Source organism: Pedococcus sp., assembly GCF_036000045.1.
Taxonomy (GTDB): domain Bacteria; phylum Actinomycetota; class Actinomycetes; order Actinomycetales; family Dermatophilaceae; genus Pedococcus.
The window spans coordinates 39,501-56,730 of sequence record NZ_DASYGF010000075.1; the positions used below are offsets into that span (position 1 = coordinate 39,501).

Annotated in this window: 15 protein-coding genes; 7 read left to right on the forward strand and 8 right to left on the reverse strand. The window is 69.9% G+C overall.

Features of this window, described 5'->3' with window-relative positions; genetic code table 11:
* Positions 1–49 precede the first annotated feature (49 nt).
* Together VGN50_RS11845 and VGN50_RS11850 are read left to right on the forward strand one after the other, a co-directional pair.
* On the forward strand, positions 50–1,885 hold the full coding sequence (locus tag VGN50_RS11845) for a GAF domain-containing SpoIIE family protein phosphatase (RefSeq protein WP_327444992.1): 1,836 nt from the start codon (positions 50–52) through the stop codon (positions 1,883–1,885).
* A gap of 78 nt (positions 1,886–1,963) precedes the next feature.
* Entirely contained in the window at positions 1,964–2,956 is a 993-nt protein-coding gene (locus tag VGN50_RS11850) for an MEDS domain-containing protein (RefSeq protein WP_327444993.1), read from the forward strand.
* A gap of 101 nt (positions 2,957–3,057) precedes the next feature.
* Here the strand turns inward: VGN50_RS11850 and VGN50_RS11855 are convergent, their stop codons facing one another.
* Complete coding sequence (locus VGN50_RS11855; RefSeq protein ID WP_327444994.1) at positions 3,058–5,478, reverse strand: glycoside hydrolase family 31 protein; 2,421 nt, start codon at positions 5,476–5,478, stop codon at positions 3,058–3,060.
* Between the two features lie 183 nt (positions 5,479–5,661).
* On the opposite strand from VGN50_RS11855, the gene VGN50_RS11860 reads away from it, so the two are divergent.
* Positions 5,662–6,705, forward strand: a complete 1,044-nt coding sequence (locus VGN50_RS11860) for an NAD(P)-dependent alcohol dehydrogenase (protein WP_327444995.1) — start codon at positions 5,662–5,664, stop codon at positions 6,703–6,705.
* A gap of 64 nt (positions 6,706–6,769) precedes the next feature.
* Here VGN50_RS11860 and VGN50_RS11865 read toward each other — a convergent pair whose 3' ends face one another.
* A complete protein-coding gene (locus VGN50_RS11865) occupies positions 6,770–7,666 on the reverse strand; it encodes an oxidoreductase (RefSeq protein ID WP_327444996.1) in 897 nt (298 codons plus the stop codon).
* A 112-nt stretch (positions 7,667–7,778) separates the two neighbouring features.
* Between VGN50_RS11865 and VGN50_RS11870 the strand changes: the two genes are divergently transcribed.
* The gene (locus VGN50_RS11870; RefSeq protein WP_327444998.1) at positions 7,779–8,048 is read left to right on the forward strand and encodes a hypothetical protein; all 270 of its coding nucleotides are present in this window, start codon (positions 7,779–7,781) and stop codon (positions 8,046–8,048) included.
* Between the two features lie 19 nt (positions 8,049–8,067).
* Here VGN50_RS11870 and ppsA read toward each other — a convergent pair whose 3' ends face one another.
* Positions 8,068–10,434 (reverse strand): phosphoenolpyruvate synthase, encoded by a 2,367-nt coding sequence (gene ppsA / locus VGN50_RS11875; RefSeq protein WP_327444999.1) that lies wholly within the window; start codon positions 10,432–10,434, stop codon positions 8,068–8,070.
* Positions 10,431–11,279 carry a pyruvate, phosphate dikinase/phosphoenolpyruvate synthase regulator gene (locus VGN50_RS11880; RefSeq protein ID WP_327445000.1) on the reverse strand — a complete coding sequence of 283 codons (849 nt, stop codon included), beginning with the start codon at positions 11,277–11,279 and terminating at the stop codon, positions 10,431–10,433. The genes ppsA and VGN50_RS11880 overlap by 4 nt, the downstream gene beginning before the upstream one ends.
* 523 nt (positions 11,280–11,802) lie before the next feature.
* Here VGN50_RS11880 and VGN50_RS11885 point away from each other — a divergent pair.
* Complete coding sequence (locus tag VGN50_RS11885) at positions 11,803–13,596, forward strand: FG-GAP-like repeat-containing protein (protein WP_327445001.1); 1,794 nt, start codon at positions 11,803–11,805, stop codon at positions 13,594–13,596.
* Positions 13,597–13,606: 10 nt separating this feature from the next.
* Here VGN50_RS11885 and VGN50_RS11890 read toward each other — a convergent pair whose 3' ends face one another.
* Positions 13,607–14,083, reverse strand: coding sequence for a hypothetical protein (locus tag VGN50_RS11890; protein ID WP_327445002.1), 477 nt, complete (start codon positions 14,081–14,083; stop codon positions 13,607–13,609).
* A gap of 95 nt (positions 14,084–14,178) precedes the next feature.
* Between VGN50_RS11890 and VGN50_RS11895 the strand changes: the two genes are divergently transcribed.
* A complete protein-coding gene (locus tag VGN50_RS11895) occupies positions 14,179–14,883 on the forward strand; it encodes an ANTAR domain-containing protein (RefSeq protein WP_327445003.1) in 705 nt (234 codons plus the stop codon).
* A 90-nt stretch (positions 14,884–14,973) separates the two neighbouring features.
* Here VGN50_RS11895 and VGN50_RS11900 read toward each other — a convergent pair whose 3' ends face one another.
* The 3 genes from VGN50_RS11900 to VGN50_RS11910 all read right to left on the reverse strand — a co-directional run bounded on the left by VGN50_RS11900 (position 14,974) and on the right by VGN50_RS11910 (position 16,497).
* Entirely contained in the window at positions 14,974–15,504 is a 531-nt protein-coding gene (locus tag VGN50_RS11900) for a DinB family protein (protein ID WP_327445004.1), read from the reverse strand.
* Positions 15,505–15,623: 119 nt separating this feature from the next.
* Positions 15,624–16,007: a hypothetical protein gene (locus tag VGN50_RS11905; protein ID WP_327445005.1), complete on the reverse strand. Its 384-nt coding sequence runs from the start codon at positions 16,005–16,007 to the stop codon at positions 15,624–15,626.
* 142 nt (positions 16,008–16,149) lie between these two features.
* The gene (locus VGN50_RS11910; protein ID WP_327445007.1) at positions 16,150–16,497 is read right to left on the reverse strand and encodes a YciI family protein; all 348 of its coding nucleotides are present in this window, start codon (positions 16,495–16,497) and stop codon (positions 16,150–16,152) included.
* Between the two features lie 165 nt (positions 16,498–16,662).
* Between VGN50_RS11910 and VGN50_RS11915 the strand changes: the two genes are divergently transcribed.
* Positions 16,663–17,091 (forward strand): hypothetical protein, encoded by a 429-nt coding sequence (locus VGN50_RS11915; protein WP_327445008.1) that lies wholly within the window; start codon positions 16,663–16,665, stop codon positions 17,089–17,091.
* Positions 17,092–17,230 lie beyond the last annotated feature (139 nt).

The following is a 17,230-nucleotide window of genomic DNA, read 5'->3' on the forward strand; positions in this document are numbered from 1 at the left end:
ATTTCCTGAATCGCACCAGTGCGGGCGTCCGCACTGCCAAACTGGCCCCGTGACGGATCGGGCGACGGAGCCGGACCGGTCGGAGGGCGACGACCTCGGCGACCGGCTCACCCGCCTTGCACGAGTGACAGCCTCGCTCGTGCGGGCCGAGGACGTCGACACCGTCGTGAAGATCGTGGTCCAGCAGAGCGCCGACGCCGTCGGAGCGACGATCGCCTCCATGTCGCTGCGGGACGGTGCTGACCGGGTCCGACTCGTGGGTCTGCGTGGTCTCGGGGACGGGGAGTTCGCGCGCTGGAAGTCCTATCCGGTCACGGTGTCCACCCCGACCTCCGACGTCATCCGTTCGGGGAGGCGGCTCACCCTCACCGGCCGTCAGGAGATCCACCGACGGTATCCCGATCTGCCCGACGCCGACCCCCTCCAGGGCGACCGCTCGATCGTCTGCCTGCCGCTGCACGTGCCCAGCGGGACGATCGGCGCCATCGGCCTGTCGTTCCCCGGCAGCGGGGCGCCCGACGAGGCCGAGCTGGACTTCTTCGAGATCCTCGCGGACACCTGCGCCCAGGCGCTGGTGCGCATCGAGGCGCAGGCCGCCGCAGCCGAGCGACAGGCGAAGCTCACCTTCCTCGCGGAGGCGTCGGCGGAGCTCGCCAGCAGCCTCGACTACGAGGCCACGCTCAGCAGGGTCGCTCGCCTCGCGGTCCCGACGTTCGCGGACTGGTGCGCCATCGACCTGCTCCGCGACGGACGCCTCCAGCGGCTGGCCGTGGCTCACGTCGACCCGGCCAAGGTCGACCTCGCCCGAGAGCTGGCCGAGCGCTACCCGAGTGACCCCGACTCACCCACGGGCGCCTGGCACGTCATCAAGGCAGGCGAGAGCGAGCTGATCCCGGAGATCACCGACGAGATGCTCGTGGCAGGAAGCCAGGACGAGGAGATGCTGCGCCTCGCGCGCGAGCTCCAGCTGCGCAGCGCAGTCACGGTCCCGCTGATCGCCCGTGAGCGCATCCTCGGCGTGATCACCTGGGTCTCGGCCGAGTCGGGGCGCACCTACACCCAGGAGGACGTGTCGTTCGGCGAGGACCTCGCCAAGCGCGCCGCTGTCGCCATCGACAACTCCGAGCTCCACAGCGAGACGCTGGCCGCCGCGGTCCGGCTGCAGCATGCCGTGCTGCCCGAGAGCATGCCCGTGGTCGACGACTGGGAGATCGCCGCGCACTACAGCCCCTCAGGCCGCACCGAGGTCGGGGGCGACTTCTACGACGCGATCCCCCTGGCGGACGGCCGGCTCGCCTTCTTCGTCGGCGACGTCATGGGCCGGGGAGTCGCCGCCGCAGCGGCCATGGCGCAGATGCGGTCCGCGGTGCGGGCCTACGTCGCCCTGGACCCGACTCCGGAGGTGGTCCTCCGGCGCCTCGACCGGATGCTCCTGCAGTACGGCGGAGAGCAGCTGGTGACGCTCGTATACCTGCTGGCCGACCCCAGCCGCGACGAGGTGGTGGTGGCCAACGCCGGTCACCCGCCGCCGGTGCTGCTGTGCGCGTCCGGCGAGGTCGAGCAGCTCCCGAACGCCTCCGGCAGCCCACTCGGTGTGCTGGAGCAGGAGCGACTGGCACACACCGTGTCGTTGCGCGCGGGAGACACCGTCCTGGCCTTCACCGACGGCCTCATCGAGCGACGTGACGAGGACATCGACCAGGGACAGGACCGCCTCTTGACGGCGCTGCACCTCCTGGCGGAGGGTGATCTGCATAGCTCGCTCGACGAGCTGGCCAGGCGTGTTCGCGAGCCCAGCCGCGACGACGACGTGGCCGCACTCGCGATCCGTCGCAGCCGGAGCCCGGAACGAGCAGGGAAAGGGCCCGGAACGAGCAGTCGATGAGCAGTCGATGCGCAGTCGATGCGCAGTCGATGAGCAGTCGATGAGCACGGAGATGTCCCACACAGGGAGAGGGGCGTGATGGCGCACGAAGTCGACTTCTACGACGACGAGCCGGCGATCGTCGACGCGCTCGCGGCATACGTCCTCGAGGGCTGGGCCCGTCACGAGACCGTGGTCCTCGTCGCCACCGAGGCGCACCGCCGTGACACCGACGCAGCCCTGGCGGCAGCCGGCGCCAGCCCGGTGGCCGCGCGAGCAGCGGGCCACTACCTCACGCTGGACGCCGCCGAGACCCTGCGGACCTTCGTCGTGGACGGCGTCCCGGAGCCGGAGGCGTTCGCCACGCAGGTGGGTGGTCTGGTGGAGGGCGCGCTGGGACGCGGTCGCCCGGTCCGGGTCTTCGGCGAGATGGTCGTGTTGCTCTGGCAGGACGGGAACGTCACCGGGGCCCTCGCCGTCGAGTCGCTGTGGAACGCCTTGTCGGTTCGGCTGCCGTTCACACTGCTGTGCGCCTACCCCACCCAGGTCCTCGGCGAGTCGTGGCTGTCCGACCTTCGCCGGCTGTGCGATCTCCACTCCCAGCTGCAGCCGCCCACGAGCTATGCGGGGACAGTCCTCTCGCGCGACGACCCGCATGGCATGCAGAGCCGGGTATTTCTACCCGCTCCCCAGTCCGTTCCCGCCGTGCGCCGCTTCGTGACGGGCGTCCTTCAGACCTGGGATGAGGAGCACCAGCTGGCTCGCGAGGGCCACGGGGATGCGGAGGGCATCATCTCGGACACGCTGCTGGCCTGCTCAGAGATGGCGACCAACGCGGTTCTGCATGCGCGCTCGCCGTTCCTGCTCTCCCTCAACCGCTCGGACAACGGCGTGCTCGTGGCGGTGGAGGACGCGGCCGGCGGTAGCGCGCGCCGGCAGGCGTCGCCGCCCACCGCCCTGGGCGGGCGTGGGCTGGCCATCGTCCAGTCCGTCGCGGACCGTTGGGGCTGCGAGCCACTGGCTCACGGCAAGGTGGTCTGGGCCGAGGTCGCCCCTCATCCCACACCCGTCGCGGGCACCCGCGCCCTCTGACGTCACCCGGACTTCTTGCCCCGAATCCACCGTGTCGAGCCTTCTGGACCCCGAATCCGGTCGATTCAGGGCAAGAAGTCAGACTCGCGGGGGCGGCACCGCTAGAGCGTGAGCCGCGCGCTGAACCCTGCGCCCTCGTCGGGCACGACGAAACCACCGTCGGTCGCAGGGATCTCGCCGCCGTCGACCACCAGGGTGGACGGCGCCCCACCGTGCACCACCACGTGGAAGGCCTGGCGACGGAACTCGGGATAGCCGTCGCCCTCCACCCGCGCCTCGAGCGTCAGCTCGCGACCGTGCCGCTCCAGGACGAACGTCGTGCGATAGGAGGCGCCGCCCTCCGCAGCGGTGGTCAGCCCGTCGTCCTCGACGAGACGTGAGACGTGCGACCCGTCGCGCGATGGGACGAAGACATGCAGCTCGACCACCTCGGCGTGGTACCCGCTGGTCGTGGGGGGCGCATCGGTCCACATCGGCACGACCGCGCCACCACGGGCGAAGATCGGGATGCGGTCCATCGGCGTGCGCGCGACCACGAACTGTCCACCGTCGAGCAGCTCGTCGCTGTGCCAGTCGTACCAGCCGGCACCATCGGGGAGGTAGACCTGACGCGAGGTCGCCCCCGCCGCCGTCACCGGAGCGACGAGCAGGTCGGTCCCGAACAGGTACTGGTCGTCGAGGTCGCGCACCACCCCGTCGTACTGGAAGTCGAAGACCATCGGTCGCTGGATGGGCTCGCCGGTCTCGGACGACCGGACGAAGGCCGAGTAGATGTACGGCAGCAACCGGTAGCGCAGCTCGATGGCGGTGCGGACGAGATCCTGGATCGTCTCTCCCCAGGACCAGGCGTACTGGTCGACGTTGCCGATCTCGGAGTGGTTGCGGCAGAACGGGGTCAGCGTGCCGTACTGCATCCACCTCAGGAACAGCTCGGCGTTGGAGTTGCCCGCGAACCCGCCGATGTCGGCTCCCACGAACGGCTGCCCGGAGATGCCGAAGCCGGAGCCCATGGCTATGCCGAGCCACAGGTGGTCCCACCGAGACAGGTTGTCGCCCATCCAGTTGGCCGCGAAGCGCTGGATGCCCGCGAACCCGGCGCGCGACAGGATGAAGGTGCGCCGCTCCGGCATCGCCTCGAGGAGGCCTTCGCGGGTGGCCATCGCCATCAGCAGCGCGTACTGGTTGTGGTAACGCTCATGGGCGTACCGGCCCTTGCCGAACCGCATCGGCTGTGACGGGATCGTCCCCGTGGCCGGCTCGTTCATGTCGTTCCAGATCCCGGCCAGCCCGGACTTGACGTGGGCGGCGTTCAGCTCGCCCCACCACGCCCGCGCCTCCTCGGTGACGAAGTCGGGGAACGCCGTGTCGCCGGGCCACACCTGACCGATGTAGAGGTCCCCACCCTCCGTGGTGCAGAACACGCCACGTTCCACGCCCTCGTCGAACACGGCATACCCGAAGTCACGCTTCACGCCGGGGTCGATGATGGTGATGACCCGAAACCCCTTGTCCGACAACGTTTTCAGCATGCCCGCCGGGTCTGGGAAGCTCTCCTTGTCCCAGGTGAAGACGCGGTACCCATCCATGTACTCGATGTCGAGCCACAACGTGTCGCACGGGATGCCGAGCTCCCTGTGCCGATACCCGATCTCCTCGACCGTCTCCTGGGTGTAGTCGAACCATCTGCACTGGTGGTACCCGAGCGCCCAGAGCGGCGGGGGCGCCATGCGCCCGGTGAGCTCCGTGTATGCCGTGAGGATGTCCGGCATGTCGGGTCCGGCGAAGATGTACTCGGTGTACTGCCCGCCCGCGAAGCTCACGCGGTACTCGTCGGGCAGGGAGAAGTCGTACCAGCCGCGGAAGCCGTTGTCGACGAACGATCCCGACATCGTGCCCGTCGGGTAGCTCTGGTGGTAGTAGAACGGGATCGTCACGTAGAACGGGTCGAACTCGACGCTGGTGCGGTCGCCTCGTGGGTCACCGGGCGCCTTGCCTGCCGTGAACTCGCCACTCGCGGTGGGGCTCAGCACGTCGGTGTTCCACATCGTGAAGTCGCGACCCTTGCGGTTGTGGCGGCCGGACTTCTCCCCCAGGCCGAAGATCGCATCCTCCTGGCGGCACCGTCGCCGCACGGTGAACGCGTCGTTGAGCGTCGCGTAGGCCCAGTAGCGGCCCTGCTCGTCTGCGGCGGTCTCCACCACAGGCGTGCCGTCGCTGCGGTGCACGTCGATCCGGAACGGGTCCAGCCAGAGCGACACCACCAGGTCGTCGGTGACGACCCTGACCCGCTCGTCTTCGCGCTCGACATGGAAGTCGACAGCGTTCGCCAGGGGGTCGACGCACACGGCATAGGTCGGCGCCTCGTCGAACGCGCCGCCCCGGCTCATCGTGACCCGGACGACGTCGGGAGCGACGACGTCGACCCTCAGCCGTTCGGTCTCGACCTCCGCGACGACACCGTGCGCGGTCTCCGAGACGGAGTGGACCCGCTCGAAGCGGATGAAGTGGTCGGTGTCGAGCACGGCCCCACCCTAGGGGCACCCGTCGGGGGTCCGCCCGCGGAATCCACCTTGGGCTGCCTGCGGAAGAGGTACTGACACGTCTGCGGAATAGGTCAGGGGTGTCGACGTTGGACCAAGAGGTGCCCGTGCCCCTCGAGCACGAGGACACCCCCGAACCCCGCACGACCACAGACTGGAGAACGCATGTCCACCGTCAATGCTTACGCCGCCCACTCGGCCACCGACGCACTGCGGCCCACCGTCATCGAGCGCCGCGACGTCGGCCCGCGTGACGTCCTCATCGAGATCAAGTTCGCGGGTATCTGCCACTCGGACATCCACACCGTGCGTGGTGAGTGGGGCGAGGCCAGCTACCCGCTGGCGCCCGGGCACGAGATCGCGGGCATCGTGGCCGAGGTCGGCTCCGAGGTCACCAAGTACGCCGTAGGCGACCGCGTGGGCGTCGGCTGCATGGTCAACTCCTGCGGCGAGTGTGTGAACTGCCGCAAGGGCGAGGAGCAGTTCTGCGTCAAGGGCAACATCGGCACCTACGGCTCAGTGGACCGGGACGGCACCATCACCCAGGGTGGCTACTCGACCCATATCGTCGTCACCGAGGACTTCGTCCTCCGGATCCCCGACGGCATCGACCTCGACGTCGCCGCGCCGCTCCTCTGCGCCGGCATCACGACCTACTCGCCGCTCAACCACTGGGGCGCCGGCCCGGGCAAGAAGGTGGCCGTCGTCGGCCTCGGAGGCCTCGGACACATGGCGGTGAAGATCGCTCACGCCATGGGCGCCGAGGTGACCGTCCTGTCGCAGTCGCTGAAGAAGCAGGAGGACGGCCTGCGTCTCGGAGCCGACCACTACTTCGCGACCAGTGACCCGTCGACGTTCGAGACGCTGGCGGGTCGCTTCGACCTCATCGTCAACACGGTGAGCGCCTCCATCGACGTCAACGCCTACCTGGGCCTGCTCGCCGTCGACGGCGCGCTGGTCAACGTCGGCGCGCCGCCGGAGCCGCTGCCGGTGCAGGCGTTCTCCCTGATCGGCGGACGCCGCTCGTTCGCGGGGTCGCTGATCGGCGGCATCCGCGAGACCCAGGAGATGCTCGACTTCTGTGCCGAGCACGGGCTGGGCGCCGAGATCGAGGTCATCAGCGCCGACCAGATCAACGAGGCGTACGAGCGCGTCCTTGCCTCGGACGTCCGCTACCGGTTCGTCATCGACACCTCGACGCTGGCCTGAGCGTCAGGACGCTGAGCCTGAGGGCGCCGAGCGTCAGGACCCTGAGCGGTCCCGGCGCTCGGCGTCACAGCGAGATGCCCACCCCGGTGAGCTCCTCGCTGCGCGCCCACAGCCGCCGCGCGAGGTCCTCGTCGGTCGCCAGCCGGCTCAGCCTGGCCGGCCCGACGCCGCCGCGGACCTCACCCGGGCCCTGCGGTCCGCTGTAGGACCCGGGGGCGGCGACGGTCGCGGCATACAGGACCGCTTCCGCGCCGCCCTCGGCGCCGGGCAGCAGCAGGCGCATGAGCGGCGGCGCGAAAGTACGCGTGAGCCAGCGGGCGCCCATCCCGTCGCGGCTCGCGACCAGGTTGGTCACCGCCACGCCTGGGTGGGCCGCGGTCGAGGTCAGCCGCGAGGCCGCCGCGGTGGCCCTGCGGTGCAGCTCCAGGGCGAACAGCAGGTTGGCCAGCTTCGAGCGGCCATAGGTCGTCCTCGGGCTGTAGTCGCCGTCGGGACTCCCCTCCACGACTCGTGCGTCGCCCTGGTTGTGGGCCAGCGAGGCCACCGTGGTGACCCGCGGCGCCGGCGCCGCCAGGAGCGCCGGCAGGAGCAGCCCGGTCAGGGCGAAGTGCCCGAGGTGGTTCGTGCCGAACTGGAGCTCGAAACCGTCCTCGGTCGTGCGCCGCGTGGGCGGCGACATCACGCCGGCGTTGTTGACCAGCAGGTCGACCGGTCCACCCACCCGTGCCGCGAAGTCGCGGACGGAGCTGAGCGACGCCAGGTCGAGCCGTTCGACGGACGTGCTGCCACCGATGGTGTCCGCCGCTACCCGGCCCGCCTCGACATTGCGCACAGCGAGGACGACGTGAGCGCCGTGCTCGGCGAGCACCCTCGCCTCGACCAGTCCGATGCCGGAGGTGGCCCCGGTGACGATGGCGGTGGTGCCACTGAGGTCGCCGATCTGCGTGGGCTTCCAGGCCATGAGTGCTCCTCGTGCTGGGTCGTGTGCCGGCTGACCGCGGGCCTTCCGCAGCGTATGCCGTCGTCTCCATCGGGGGGAGGCGGCGGCTGCCGTTCGCGCGTACGATCCTTGCGTGCTGATGGCGCGCCGCACCAGGTGGGCCCGGCGCCGGAGCGGCCCTCCACGGTCCGGCGGCGGTCGCTCGGGTGGGCCGGGAGGCATCCGGACCGGCGGCGGGAACGGGGGCCGCGGCGGCGGCCACGTCAGGCGCGAGGGGGCCAGTGCCGAGTACCCGGAGTACTCCCTCGGTCAGATCATCGTGGGACTGCTCATCTTCCCGGTGTCCCTGATGTTGATCGGGTTCGTGATCCTGGCCTTGGGCATCCTGTTCACCGGCGACTGACGCGGTCCGGCGGTCGGCCCTAGCCCGAGGCCCGACCGAGCCTGACCCAGGTGTCGACCACCGAGTCAGGGTTGAGCGACATCGTGTCGATCCCCTGCTCGAGCAGCCATTCGGCCAGGTCGGCGTGGTCGCTGGGCCCTTGGCCGCAGATGCCCACGTACTTGCCGCGCGCCTTGCACGCCGAGATCGCCATGGCGAGCATCGCCTTGACGGCGGGGTCGCGCTCGTCGAAGGACGCCGCGACCAGGGCTGAGTCGCGGTCGAGCCCGAGGGTCAGCTGGGTCATGTCGTTGGAGCCGATGGAGAACCCGTCGAAGTGGTCGAGGAACTGGTCGGCGATGACCGCGTTGGAGGGGATCTCGCACATCATGATGACCTGCAGGTCGTTCTCGCCACGCCGCAGGCCGTGCCGGGCGAGCAGGTCGATGACGCCCTCGGCCTCCGCCACTGTGCGCACGAACGGGATCATGATCTTGACGTTCGTGAGGCCCATGTCGTCGCGGACGTAGCGCAGCGCCTCGCACTCCATCGCGAAGCACTCCTCGAAGTCCGGCGACAGGTACCGCGACGCGCCGCGGTACCCGATCATCGGGTTCTCCTCGTGTGGCTCGTAGAGGTCGCCGCCGACGAGGTTCGCGTACTCGTTGGACTTGAAGTCCGACATCCGCACGATCACGGGCTTCGGCGCGAAGGCCGCGGCGATGGTCGCCACACCTTCGGCGACGCGCTGGACGAAATAGTCCCGCGGGGATGCGTAGGGTGCCACCGCTGCGTCGACCGTCTCTCGGACGCTGCCCGTGAGCTCGTCGCGGTCAAGCAGGGCCTTGGGGTGGATGCCGATCTGCCGGTTGATGATGAACTCCAACCGGGCCAGGCCGACCCCTTGGTTGGGCAGCCGGGAGAACGCGAACGCCTGGTCCGGGGTGCCGACGTTCATCATGATGCCGACGGGGATCTCCGGCATGGCCTGCATGTCGGTCTCCTCGACCGCGAAGTCGAGCAGCCCGGCATACACATAGCCGGTGTCGCCCTCGGCGCACGAGACAGTGACCTCGCGCCCGTCGGCCAGCTCGGCCGTGGCGTTCCCGGCACCCACGACCGCCGGTATGCCGAGCTCGCGCGCGATGATCGCGGCGTGACAGGTGCGCCCGCCACGGTTCGTCACGATGGCACTGGCGCGCTTCATGATCGGCTCCCAGTCGGGGTCCGTCATGTCGGCCACGAGCACCTCGCCCGGGTGGAAGTCACGCATCTGGTCGGCGGACGAGAGCACCCGCACCGCACCGGCGCCCACCTTCTGGCCGATGGCGCGGCCCTCGACCAGCAGGGGTCCACGCTCGTTGATGCGGTACCGCGACACGGTGGTGGCGGACTGGCGCGACTTCACGGTCTCGGGGCGCGCCTGCAGGACGTAGAGCTCGCCGTCGACGCCGTCCTTGCCCCACTCGATGTCCATCGGGCGGCCGTAGTGCTCCTCGATGACCAGCGCGTGGCGGGCCAGCTGCTCGACCTCGGCGTCGGTCAGGCTCAGCCTGGTCTGCTCGGCAGGGTCGACGTCGACGAACTCGGTCGTCTTACCGACCGTGGCGTCGGAGGTGTAGACCATCTTGGTCGCCTTCGCCCCCACGCCCCGCTTGAGGATCGCGGGGCGCCCGGCGCGCAGGCCGGGCTTGTAGACGTAGAACTCGTCGGGGTTGACCGCACCCTGGACCACCGCCTCGCCGAGACCGTAGGACGAGGTGATGAACACGGCGTCGTCGAAGCCCGACTCGGTGTCCATCGTGAACATCACGCCCGACGCACCGATGTCGGAGCGGACCATGCGCTGAACGCCCGCGGACAGTGCCACCGTCTCGTGCTCGAAGCCGTGGTGCACCCGGTAGGCGATCGCCCGGTCGTTGTACAGGGACGCGAACACCTCCTTGACCGCCTGGAGCACCTCGTCGATGCCCCGGATGTTGAGGAAGGTCTCCTGCTGGCCCGCGAACGACGCATCCGGCAGGTCCTCCGCCGTGGCGCTGGACCGCACCGCGAACGAGGCGTCGGGGCTGTCGCCCACGAGCTGCTCGTACGCCTCTCGGATGTCCGCCTCGATGTCGGCCGGCAGTGGCTGGTTGACGATCGCCGCCCGCACGCGCGTGCCGACCTCGGCGAGCTGCACGACGTCCTCGGTGTCGAGCTTCGCCATCTCGCCCACGATCGTGTCGGCCAGCCCGGACTGGGCGATGAAGGCGCGATAGGCGTCCGCGGTGGTCGCGAACCCGTCAGGCACGCGCACCCCGGCCGAGGCCAGGTTGCTGACCATCTCGCCGAGCGAGGCGTTCTTGCCACCCACCTGGTCGAGGTCCTTCATCCCCAGGGTGGAGAACCACATCACGTTGCTCATGTCCGGCTTCTTTCGCGAGAGGGTCGGGTGCCGAGGGCCTGGAGGATCTGCGTGGACATCTCCTCCACCGACCTCGTGGTGGAGTTGATGACCGGTATGCCGTTGGCGCGGTAGAGCGCGTCGGCTCGACGCAGCTCGCGGGTGCACTGCTCCAGTGACGCGTACCGCGAGTTGGGGCGGCGCTGCTGGCGCACCTCGCTCAGCCGCGCGGGGGTGGCGAGCAGGCCGAAGCACCGCTCGCCGAGCTCGGCGATGGGCCGAGGCAGGTCGGTGCTCTCGAGGTCCTCGTCGAGGAGGGGGTAGTTCGCCACGAACAGGCCGTGCTGGAGCGCCAGGTACATCGTCGTCGGCGTCTTGCCGCAGCGCGAGGGCGCCACCAGGATCACCTCGGCTTGGTCCAGCGCGCGCAGGCTCTGACCGTCGTCATGCTCGATGGCGTACTCGATGGCCTGCATCCGCGTGTTGTAGCGCTTGACGTCACCCACCCCGTGCAGCCTGGCCGCGACCCGCGCCCCGGACACGCCCAGGATCGACTCCACCCGCTCCATGTGCATCTCGAAGAAGTCGATGATCGGGCACTTCGACGTGCGGAGGACCGCGCGGACCTCCTCCGTGGCCGCGGTCGTGAAGGCCAAGGGCGTCACGGGTCCCTCCATCGCGGCATCGAGGATGTCGACGACGCGGCGAGCCTCCTGCGCCGTGGCGATGAAGGGGATCAGCCGCCGCTCGAACCGCAGCTCCGGGAACTGGATGAGGAGCGCGTTGCCCATCGTCTCGGCACTGATGCCGGTGCTGTCGGACAGGAAGAAGACGGGAACCGGAGCCGGCTCCTGCTGCTGGTCCACAGGCCACTCCTTCCGCATCCGCACCCTCGCGCATCCCGACCCTGCGTGAAACTTACCCATGCCCGGGCGGTCACGACAGAAGGGGTCGACATCTGCGGTCTCGCGTTGGCTGCGCTGCGGGCCTGTCGTCAGAGTGGATGGCTGCCGACTAGACACTTGGGTCAGATTGCGACGTTCGAACGGGCAGAGCCTGCGCTGATTCGTGGAGAGCCTGCGTGACGACGACTTAGACTCGCTTGCACGCGTTCCGTTTCGATGGATCTCCTGCCCGGCCTCCAGTCGGCGGGACAGTGGCGATGTGTCCAGCTCGACGATTAGGAAGTGGCACGTGCGAGCGCAGTGGTCGCCAGTTGGGTTGGTCCTCATGGCTCTGGGGCTGGTCCTGGCTGGGGCATCCGCCCCCGCCAGCGCCGCGACTCCTGGTCCACGGCACGGCCTGGGGTGGCATCCGCGTCACCGGGCGTGTGCGGTCCCCCGTCCCCGCCATGCCGCTTGCCACGCCCAGGTCCGTGACGACGTCGCGGTGCCGGACCTCAGCCCCGGCGTGATCCCGGCGGGCTACGGGCCGGCAGACCTCCAAGCGGCATACCAGCTGCCATCCAGCACAGGGGGGCTCGGGCAGACTGTCGCAGTCATCGGTGCGTTCGACGCGCCCACCATCGAGGTCGACCTCAACATCTATCGCGAGCGGTACGGCCTGCCCGCCTGCACCACTGCCAACGGGTGCTTCCACAAGGTGAACCAGGACGGCAACGACCTTCCTTTGCCCAGGGTGGACTCCGGCTGGGGCCAGGAGATGTCCCTGGACACCGAGATGGTCTCGGCCGCCTGCCCGCGGTGCCACATCTTGCTGGTCGAGGCCAACATCGACTCGCTCTCGGGCCTCGGGAGCTCGGTCAACACCGCCGTCGCACTGGGCGCGAAGTTCGTCTCCAACTCCTACGGCGGCAACGTCTCGAGAAACGACGCCGCAGCCACCGCCGACTACTACGCCCACCCCGGAGTGGTCGTGACCGCCTCGAGCGGCGACAACGGCTATGGCGCGCAGTTTCCCGCCGCCTCGCCCGCTGTCGTCGCTGTAGGAGGGACGTCCTTGACGCGGTCCTCCTCGCCACGCGGGTGGACCGAGACGGTCTGGTCCGGAGCGGGCAGCGGATGCGCGGGCTATGACGCCAAACCCGCATGGCAGAAGGACACCGGATGCACCACGCGCGCCATCGCGGATGTCGCCGCGGTAGCCGACCCGGACACGGGAGTGGCCGTCTATGACTCCACCCCGGACTTCTCCGGGCAGAGCGGGTGGATGATCTTCGGAGGGACGAGCGCCGCCGCTCCCTTGATCGCGGGCACCTATGCCTTGGCGGGGACACCGGCGCCGGGGACCTCGGCCGCCGCCCTGCTGTACCACCAGCCCAACGAGCTGTTCGACGTCTTCGCCGGCGCCAACGGTGCGTGCGCCGGTTCCTACCTGTGCACGGCCACGGCCGGTTACGACGGCCCGACCGGCCTCGGGTCGCCGCACGGCGTGGCCGCGTTCAGTCCCGCGTCGGCGGGGCAGCCGCCTGCGGCCCGCGACTTCGACGGGGATGGGCACAACGACGTCCTGGCCCGAGACGGCGCAGGCAACCTGTGGCTCTATCCCGGGAACGGCAGGGGAGGCTGGCTCGCGCGTCGCCGCGTCGGCACGGGCTGGAACGGCTTCTCCCCCATCACGGCCCCGGGCGACTTCAACGGTGACGGCCACCCCGATGTCCTGGCCCGAGACGCTGCAGGCAACCTGTGGCTCTATCCCGGCGACGGCACGGCCGGCTGGCTCGCGCGTCGCCGCGTCGGCACGGGCTGGAACGGCTACTCCGTCATCACGCCCCCCGGCGACTTCAACGGCGACGGCCACCTCGACCTCCTCGCCCGAGACGGCGCGGGCACCCTGTGGCTCTACCCGGGCGACGGCCGGGGGGGCTGGCTCGCCCGAGTTCGAGTCGACACGAGCTGGAACCGGTACTCCGCTGTCGTGGGACCCGGCGACTTCGACGGCGACGGCCACCCCGACCTCCTGGCCCGAGACGGCGCCGGCGACCTGTGGCTCTACTCCGGCAACGGCAGGGGCGGCGCGCTGGCCCGAGTTCGCGTCGGCACGAGCTGGAACGGCTTCTCCGCCATCACCGCTCCGGGTGACTTCAACGGTGACGGCTACCCCGACCTCCTGGCCCGCGACAGCGCCGGCAACCTCTGGCTCTACCCGGGCAACGGCAGTGGAGGCTGGCTGACCCGCAGCCGGGTCGGCAACGGCTGGAACGCGCTGACGCTCACGCCGTGACCCGCGCGGCCTAGTGCGGATAGCTGGGACTTCCCTCACTCAGAGCGCGAGTACCCAGCGGACCGGACAGCTCGACTGATCCCACGGTGAGTATCTGGTGGTCGGGGCACAACGCTCCGGTCGGTCGGCTCACCAGCGTGCGCGGCGAGATGGTGACGAGCGCTGGCGTCTCGGTCACCTGCACGCCGGCGAACGCCGCGCAGCCGCCGGAAGCCACGGTCTCCAGCAGGATGCGACGGCCGCCGTCGGCGATCGCGAGCAGCGTCCACCGGGCGCCGAGCGACCCGGCGGGCGCCTTGGCGAGGACCGGCAGGGGCCGCGCCTGTGCGGCTGCCAGGGTCTGGGCGGACGCCGAGGTGGTCGCAGGAGAGAGGGGGCGTGACGTGCCTGCCGGGTGGCCCGCGGGGGTGCAGGCCGCCAGGACTGTGGCGACCACGCAGAGACCGACGGCAGCCACGGCCGTCCGGTCGCGCCCCACCCTCGTCACCCTCGCATCGTACGACCGGAGGCCGGACGTGCAGGGGGCGCGGCATAGGAGAGGCGGTGTAGGCGATCGCGAGGGAAAGCGAGACACTGGCGCACATGCACCCGTCCGTTCCCCCCGACGTCGCTCGCGTGTTCACCGAGCTCGCCGACATCGTGTACTCCGGCGCGCTCCCCCAGGAAGCACTCGACGCGGTAGTCCGGGTCACGGCGGAGGTCATCCCGGGTGCCGACCACGTGTCCATCTCCACGCTCGAGAGCGGGGCGCAGCTGCGCACCCAAGCGGCCACCGACGACATCGCCCGGATGATGGACCGGCTCGAGAGCGAGGCCCAGCAAGGCCCCTGCCTCGACAGCATCATCAAGGAGTCCGTGCAGCGCGACGACGATATCGCGGTCACGACCGCGTGGCCCGTGCTGGCCAAGCTCACCCTCGAGCGAACTCCCGTGCGCGGCATGCTGGGCTACCAGCTGTTCAACGGGGCCGACGGCCGCGCCGCGCTCAACGTGTTCTCGGATACGCCCCGCGCCCTGACCCGGGAGTCGGCCGACATCGGCGCGATGCTCGCCGCGTTCACGTCCGTGGCGCTGACTGCGGTGGAGGCGCGTGCCAGTGCCGAGAGCCTGCGGCACGGCCTGGAGAGCAACCGTGAGATCGGCAAGGCCATCGGCCTGCTCATGGCTGCGCACGACGTCGACGACGCGGAGGCGTTCGAGATCCTGCGGGCTACGTCGAACTCGACGAACGTACGTCTCGCGGAGCTCGCAGCACGCATCACGGCAAGCCGTAGGCACCGCGACTAGCCCCACCCCGGACCGCACCGCACCGCACCGCACCGCACGGATCGTGCTCGGCCAGTCCCCCTTGTTGGCAGGCCTGCCGAGGCCTTCGCGTCACTCGCCAGTGACGCCGTCGAGGGCCTCACGAAGCAGGTCGGCATGGCCGTTGTGGCGTGCGTACTCCTCGATCACGTGCACGTAGATCCAGCGCAGGTCGCGATGGCGCTCCGGGTGGTCGCCACGGCTCGGCACGACCAGGTCGAGCGGCTTGCCGGCTGTCGCCGCCCGGGCCGCCTCGACCTCGAGCCGGTATGCCTGCAGGTTGCTCGCGGCATCGGCGTCGGCCGTGTCGTCGAAGTCCGCCCCGGTCTGGTCCGGGTCGTAGGGGAAGCTCAGGTTCTCGCCGTTGGCGTGCATGCGGAACCACCAGCGTTCGACCTCTGTCATGTGGCGGACGAGGCCGAGTAACGAGAGCGTGGAGGGGGAAACCGCGCGCTCCTTGAGCTGCGCCGCGGTCAGACCGGAGCACTTCAGCAGGAGGGTCGCGCGGTGGTAGTCGAGCCACTGCTCGAGTGCTGCGCGTTCGCCGCCGACACGGTCTGGCTCGACGCGTTCGACGACAGGCGCTGTCCAGTCGCTGGTCACGAGACCAGGCTAGTCATCCGACGCGTCGCATCAGGTGGGCCGCCGCCGCGCGTCGGTCCTGGCGCGGCTACCCGTGACTGGGTGACGCGCTTCGCGTCACGCGCGACCGCAGGCGTTTCTCACCCGGTTGCTCGAGCCGATCTGACCGGCGATCGCAGCTCCACCGCGACGGTGATCGCCAGGACCACCGAGCCGATGGACTCGACCCAGAGCGTCGTGGGTACGAGCTTGAAGGTCAGGACCTCCCGTATGCCGAACAGGCCCACGGTCAGCGCGAGCACGAGCGCCAGCAGCGTGCCGACCATGAAGAGCAGGCCCAGGACAGTGGGCAGGGGCACGAGCCGGCTCGGCGGCGCCACGACCGCCACCGCGAGAACGACCCCGCCGATCACGTTGAGCACGAACAGCTTGCCGAGCAGTCCGCCCACGCCGTAGAAGATGAGGTACAGGTGGATCCCGGCCATCGCGAGCAGCATGAGCCCGCTGAGGAGCCTCCAGGCCATCACGGCACGGTGGCCGGCGCCGGTCGAACGGAGCGATCCTCGCGCCTGGGGCTGTGCTGACATGGCTCGACCTCACTCTTGACCTGTGCCCGCCGGCCAGCGGGCCCTCTAAGGAGGCAGACGGGTCAGCCTCCCGCGTGGTTCAGTCTCGCTGCAGGAACCGTCGCACCTCCTGCGGCCACCCGCAGGCGACCGCGACTCTCCCCGCCCAATACCGCGCCGCCTCCTCGTCGGGGACGTCCACCACCGCGAAGCCGCCGAGATGCTCCTTGGACTCGGCATACGGGCCGTCAGTGAAGAGGGGCGTGCCGCTCGAGGCGTCGACCGCGAACACCGTGGTGGTGTCGTCCAGGCCACCACTGAAGACGAAGACGCCCGCCTCCTTCATCTCCGCCATCAGGGCCTCGCCCGCCTCGACCTTGAAGCGCAGCTCCTCAGGCGCGTGGTCGGGTACCCACTCCGCATTGAAGGCGATGAGGTACTCGGTCATGTCTGCTCCTTTGCGCCGTGAGGCAGCCCGGGTCCAGGTTTCTGGTCCACTCTCCACCTCTCCACGGTCGGCCGCAGCCCGATCCGACAGGCTGCGCCGGCGGGATGTGACTCATCGCAGGTCACCGGGTGCGGGACGGTCCTTTCGATGCGAGACTCGCCGGCCATGCGACCGTCTCAGGAGCCCTTGCTGAGTCCCGGTCCGATGCTGGGCCCTCATCCGGGCGGTGGGGCGCCACCTGCCCCCATCCCGGTGCGCCAGCTCGCGGCCCGGGTGATGTCCCGCGAACGGGAAGCGTCGACCGGTCGCCGCCCACCGGCGCACAGTCTCCTGCAGAGGCTGACCCTGCTGGCCGACTTCGAGGCCACCCTTGCCCAGTACCCCTCGCGTGCCCACTTCGCCCGCAGCCACGGCGTGCGTCCGGACTACCTGCGCGACCTGATCCGCTGGGCCTGCACCGATGCCGCCGGCGCCCAGCTGTTCGTCCCGACATCGTCGGCCCGCGCGCCGGGTCACCTCACGCCCGTGGCGCGGTACCTGCTCACCGCCCTGCATTCCACTTGGCGCCGAGCGGGCGACCACTCTCCCTTTTGAGGCGATTCGTCAGGACTTCCTCTGTCGTTTGTATGCCGCCCGTGCGGTTCCGGTCAAGAACGCCGCAATTCTCTACCCCCGGTCAGAACTCGCCAGCAGTCTTCGCGGAAGCACCTGCTCACCAGGCAGTTGCTGGTCC

Coding starts and splice junctions, on each gene's coding strand:
- VGN50_RS11860 (WP_327444995.1), top strand. CDS start 5,662: ATGTCCACCGTCAATGCTTACGCCGCCCACTCGGCCACCGACGCACTG.
- VGN50_RS11905 (WP_327445005.1), bottom strand. CDS start 16,007: ATGGCCTGGAGGCTCCTCAGCGGGCTCATGCTGCTCGCGATGGCCGGG.
- VGN50_RS11865 (WP_327444996.1), bottom strand. CDS start 7,666: ATGGCCTGGAAGCCCACGCAGATCGGCGACCTCAGTGGCACCACCGCC.
- VGN50_RS11910 (WP_327445007.1), bottom strand. CDS start 16,497: ATGACCGAGTACCTCATCGCCTTCAATGCGGAGTGGGTACCCGACCAC.
- VGN50_RS11915 (WP_327445008.1), top strand. CDS start 16,663: ATGCGACCGTCTCAGGAGCCCTTGCTGAGTCCCGGTCCGATGCTGGGC.
- ppsA (WP_327444999.1), bottom strand. CDS start 10,434: ATGAGCAACGTGATGTGGTTCTCCACCCTGGGGATGAAGGACCTCGAC.
- VGN50_RS11850 (WP_327444993.1), top strand. CDS start 1,964: ATGGCGCACGAAGTCGACTTCTACGACGACGAGCCGGCGATCGTCGAC.
- VGN50_RS11895 (WP_327445003.1), top strand. CDS start 14,179: ATGCACCCGTCCGTTCCCCCCGACGTCGCTCGCGTGTTCACCGAGCTC.